The sequence below is a fragment of the Pseudarthrobacter sp. C1 genome, assembly GCF_034720455.1.
Taxonomy (GTDB): Bacteria; Actinomycetota; Actinomycetes; order Actinomycetales; family Micrococcaceae; genus Arthrobacter.
This window is the reverse complement of sequence record NZ_JAYESK010000022.1, coordinates 1-4,787: the sequence shown is the minus strand read 5'-3', so window position 1 is coordinate 4,787 and position 4,787 is coordinate 1. Positions and strand designations below refer to the sequence as shown.

Here is a 4,787-nt window from a genome sequence, read left to right as displayed (position 1 = left end):
TCAACAAACTTGGCACACTATTGAGTTCTCAAACAACAGACACACCCGGCACCACCACCAGCAAAAAACCACCGTGGATCGCTCCGGAGCAACTTTTCAAACTTACCCGGTTTCAAGGAGCTTTGCAAATCGGCGTTTCCGCGATTTTCGTTGCTCCGAACCCGGCCCCGCCCGCGTTTGGCGCGCCAAGTGGCGAACCATTTTCAGGCTGTTTGCTAAGGGGTTTGGCCGCTATTTTTCCGCTTCAGCGGCGGCGACTCAGAAAACAATACACGGCGGGAAGCCGCTCTGCAAATCCTCCCCCTCGGGTGGGGCAGACCCCTGGGAACCCCGGAAATCCGCGGTTTTCAGGGCTCTTTGGCCTTAGCCGGCACCTCTGCGCCGCAACCTCCGGCGGTATGGACTGGCTCACATTTTGCGGCTCCCCTAGCGCACCCTCAGGGTCAGGGAGAAGTCGGCTTGACGGGGCCCAAGCCGATACTGCGGCAGCACGCCGGGACCACAAGCAGCGGTTCCCACCCCCCTGAGCGCATGGTCCAGATAGAGGTAGCTCCGGCCGTCCGCCTTCAAGTCCGGACGGTGCGTTGCAGCGTCGAGGACGTCCTGGCTGTAGGGCCGGACAGTCAGCGCAAAGGGATCACCGGCTATCTCCAGTGCCCGGTCCCCAATCCGCAAAGCAGCGGACCGTACTCCGGACCGGGCGCCGGACTCCTGTGGCCGCACGTAGTCCACGTCCATGTCCGAAAGCGGGAGCGAGAACCAGCCCGTCCGCGCTCCCTGCCCCGTATCCGGGTAGCTCTGGTGGGGGCCCTGGCCGAACCAGCTCACCAGCTCCGTCTCTTCTCCCAGCACAAGTTCCAGCCCTATCCGCGCCCATTCCACGCCGGAGCCTCGATTGGCCCACGCGCCGTCCGGCCGGACCGACGTCCGAAGCCCGACAGCTTCACCGTCGCTCGTCCACGCATAGTCCACAAATACTCCGTACTGTTTGTCCGCAGCACCTACACGCGTCCGGACGGTCAGGACTTCGCCACCGTTCCGCCCGCCGTCGGCAGTGAGGCCGGCAGTGGACCCAGGGGCGGGGCCGGCAGCGCGGTCCGCAGTGATACCCAGCAGCCGGGTGTGGAGCCGGTTGAGGCCGGCATCCTTCCACTGGGCGGCCAGGGGACGCTCGTCGGCACCGCCCCATTCACGGCCGAGGTCGTTGTCCGTGGGGGCCCACCACAGATTCAGCGCGAACTTTTCCACCGGGATGCCGCCTATGGAGGTGGGCATGCCCGTCACCCGGCTGAAGACAACAGGTCCCAGCGTCAGTTCACCGTCCCGGACGTCCACGGCTGCAGCCGGCGCCGGACCGGCCGGAGCGTCAGGCTCCCGGACAGACTGCCCCCAGGCAAGCTCGTGACCCGAGGCAGCCCAGGCCGAATCAGCGGCGAGGACTGCACTGACGGTGAGCACCGCAGGCCGGCCGTCATGTTCCGCAGCGGCGAGGGCGGCGACACTGGCGGGCAGCTCAATGACCGCTTCCGCCCGGGGAGCCACGGGCGGAACGTCCGAAGTGCCGGCGGCGAGGGTCCTGCCGCCGGCTTCCACCGCATAACGGAAGCTGAATGCAGCGGTGTCCGCAAAGTCCTGGCCGTTGCGCACCGTGAAACCGGACCAGTCACCTGCCACCGCTATGCGCAGTGGCTCGATGACCTTCTTGAAGTCCAGCAAGCCGGGCCGGGGTCTGCGGTCCGCATCAACCAGGCCGTCGGTGACGAAATTGCCGTCATGAACTTCCTCGGCGAAGTCCCCGCCGTAGGCGTAGTGCTCGCCACCGTCCGGGGAGGCGACGGTGATGCCGTGTTCCAGCCACTCCCACACGAAGCCGCCCATCAGGCGCGGGTACTTCTCGAAAAGCTCCTGGTACTCGCTCATGCCGCCGGGGCCGTTGCCCATGGCGTGGACATACTCGCAAAGGACAAATGGCATCGCCCTGCGCCGGGCATCCAGCGCGGCATTTTCGATCGCCGGCTCAATCCCCTGCCCGATCAGGGCCGTTTCTGCCTGGCTGGCATACATCCGGGAGTAGACGTCGACATGCGCGGAGGACCAGTCGCCCTCGTAGTGGATGGGGCGGGAAGGGTCCCGGTCCTTGGTCCAGCGGGACATGGCGGCGAGGTTCCTGCCGGTCCCCGCCTCGTTGCCGAGCGACCACATGATCACCGCGGGGTGGTTCTTGTCCCGTTCAACCGTGCGGCGCATGCGGTCCACCAGCGCCGTTTCCCACTGCGGGTCGTCGCTCGGGTTCCGGGCCCAGCCGGCACTCTCAAAGCCATGGGTCTCGAGGTCGCACTCGAGCACAACGTAGAAGCCGAGCTCGTCGGCAAGTGCCAGGAAATCCGGGTGCGGCGGGTAATGGGAGGTGCGGATGGCATTGATGTTGTGCTGCTTCATGAGCCGCAGTTCGGCCTCCATTACGTCCCTGGGAACCACCCGGCCAAGGCGCGGATGGTGTTCGTGGCGGTTGACGCCGCGCAGCAGGATCCGCCGCCCGTTGACCTTGAACTGCGCGTCCTCGATGGCGATGCTGCGGAAGCCGAGCCGCAGCTCCACGGACTCTCCGGGGGTGCTGACTGTGGCCTCATAGAGCCGGGGCACCTCCGCAGACCAGGGTTCGACGGCGGGGATGCGCAGTTCCGCGCCTGCGGGCAGTTCCGCATCCAGTTCGGGAACGCGGACGACGGCGTCAATCGCCTGTCCGCCCCGGGTCACCTCGACCTTGAGGGTGCCTTCGCCGGTGGCGTGATCGTAGCCTGCGTGGACGAAGACGTCGTCGATGCCGGCCTCAGGCCTTGCCTGGAGCGTGACATCCCGGAAGATGCCGGGGAGCCACCACATGTCCTGGTCCTCCACGTAGCTGGCGGCCGAGAACTGCGCCACGCGCACGGCAAGGTTGTTCTGCCCGTGGACCAGGATCCCGGACACATCGAATTCATGGGCCAGCCTGCTGCCGCGCGTAGTACCGAGCTCTCTTCCGTTCAGCCACACGGTTCCCGCGGACTCGATGCCGTCGAACCGCAGCAGGGCGTGGGGGAAGAACTCGGGGCCGGCCTCAAAGACGACTACGTGGTCGCCAATGGGATTGGCGTCCGGCACATGCGGCGGCTCCACGGCGAAGGGAAACTGGACATTGGTGTAGGCGGGGGACCCATGCCCGTGCATCGGCCAACTCGATGGCACGGGCCGGCTCTCGAACCCATCCAGGTGCCTGCCCCACTGCCAGCCGGCTTTCGGCGCGGTCCGGATTCCGGAACTGAGGCGAAACTGCCAGTCCCCGTTCAGCGACAATCGTGGTGCGTCGCTGTGCAGGTAAGCGCGCGGAGGCAACGCGCCATTGCCGGGTTCAACAGATTCCAGGTCCGTGATCCCACCAGCACCAAGATCCAGGCGTCGGGCTGCTGAACCGGGGATGATTTCGGGCGTGCTGTCCGCCATGGCGGCAAGCGAATGGGCTGGCATGGGCTTCCTTGCTTCAGGGAGGCTGCGGCTGTGGTGCGGGGAACCGTGTCTCGCTCGCCGTACGTGAACGTTCACGGCCGCGCTTCAAGCCTAGCCGTTCAGGTCTGCTTTGAGAAGGGTCAGGCCGACTGGCGAAGCACCAGCTGATGCTTGAGGATCAAGGAGGCCTCCGGGCTCCCAGCCTCCACTGCGCCGGACAGCAGGTCTGCCACGAGTCCGACGGCGGCCCGGCCTACTGCACGCAGGTCCAGTGCGAGCGTGGTCAGCTCGGGTGAGACCAGCTCGCCCAGGGGTATGCCGTCCATGCCGATCACTGCACAGTCCCGCGGCACTGCCCTGCCGGCGGCATTGAGGGCTTTAAGCGCTCCCGCCGCCATCAGGTCGTTGAACACCAGGAGCCCGTCGACCGTGCCGTGCTGCTCGAGCAGGAAGCGGACTGCATCCCGTGCCGCCGGGGCGGTGTCCTGCGCCTCGAGGATGATGATGTCAATGCCGGCGTCGGCGGCCGCTGCCGCAACAGCGAGCCCGCGGGTGGTGGCCTGCCCGCCTTCGTCCGAATCGAGGTAGGCGATCTGTCGGCGCTGTGCCGCCAGAAGGTGCTCCAGTGCCATGCGTGCCGCATGGAAGTAGTCAAAGGAGATCCGGCCGGCGGCCTGTCCCGCCGGGTAGTCCAGGACCACCACAGGACGCCGTCCCATCAAGGACTGGGCTTGCTGCGAGCTGGCCCCAAGGTATCCGATCAGGGCATCGACCTGGGGCGCGAGCCGGGCCACGGCATCGAGGCCGCTCCCGCTGCCGTGGCCAAAATCATCCATCACCACGTTCCAGCCCCGCTGCGTGGCTTCCTCCACCACGCTGGAGGCAAAGGCCGGGAAATAAGGGTTGGTGAGGTCCGGAATGGCCAGCCCCAGTGAGGTGCGGGCGCCCTGCACCAGGCCCTTCGCGAACCGGCTAGGGGAATATCCGAGCTCTGTTGCCAGCGCCTTGACACGTTCACGGGTGGCCGCGCTGATGCCGGGCATGTCGTTCATGGCCCGGGTGACTGTCTGCCGGGATACTCCTGCGGCGGCCGCCACGTCCAGGATGGTGGCGCGGCGGACCTGTGGGCCGCTGGAGCTAGAGGTCATGACGGTAAGTCTAGGCGGGCTGTGGGTGGTGTGGTGGTGTGTGGTTTTTAAATGCGGGAGGCCCCAACCTGGTGGTTGGGGCCTCGACCTAATGGTTGTCCGGCGGTGACCTACTCTCCCACACCCTCCCGGGTGCAGTACCATCGGCGCTGTGGG

2 protein-coding genes are annotated in these 4,787 nt (G+C 66.5%); both read right to left on the bottom strand.

Features of this window, described 5'->3' with window-relative positions:
- Positions 1-426 precede the first annotated feature (426 nt).
- A complete protein-coding gene (locus tag U7114_RS19255) occupies positions 427-3,504 on the bottom strand; it encodes a glycoside hydrolase family 2 TIM barrel-domain containing protein (RefSeq protein WP_323058263.1) in 3,078 nt (1,025 codons plus the stop codon).
- Between the two features lie 119 nt (positions 3,505-3,623).
- Positions 3,624-4,631, bottom strand: a complete 1,008-nt coding sequence (locus U7114_RS19250) for a LacI family DNA-binding transcriptional regulator (RefSeq protein ID WP_323058262.1) — start codon at positions 4,629-4,631, stop codon at positions 3,624-3,626.
- Positions 4,632-4,787 lie beyond the last annotated feature (156 nt).

Excerpts from the sequence above, each read along its gene's own strand:
- U7114_RS19255 (WP_323058263.1), bottom strand. The coding sequence starts at position 3,504 with ATGCCAGCCCATTCGCTTGCCGCCATGGCGGACAGCACGCCCGAAATC.
- U7114_RS19250 (WP_323058262.1), bottom strand. The coding sequence starts at position 4,631 with ATGACCTCTAGCTCCAGCGGCCCACAGGTCCGCCGCGCCACCATCCTG.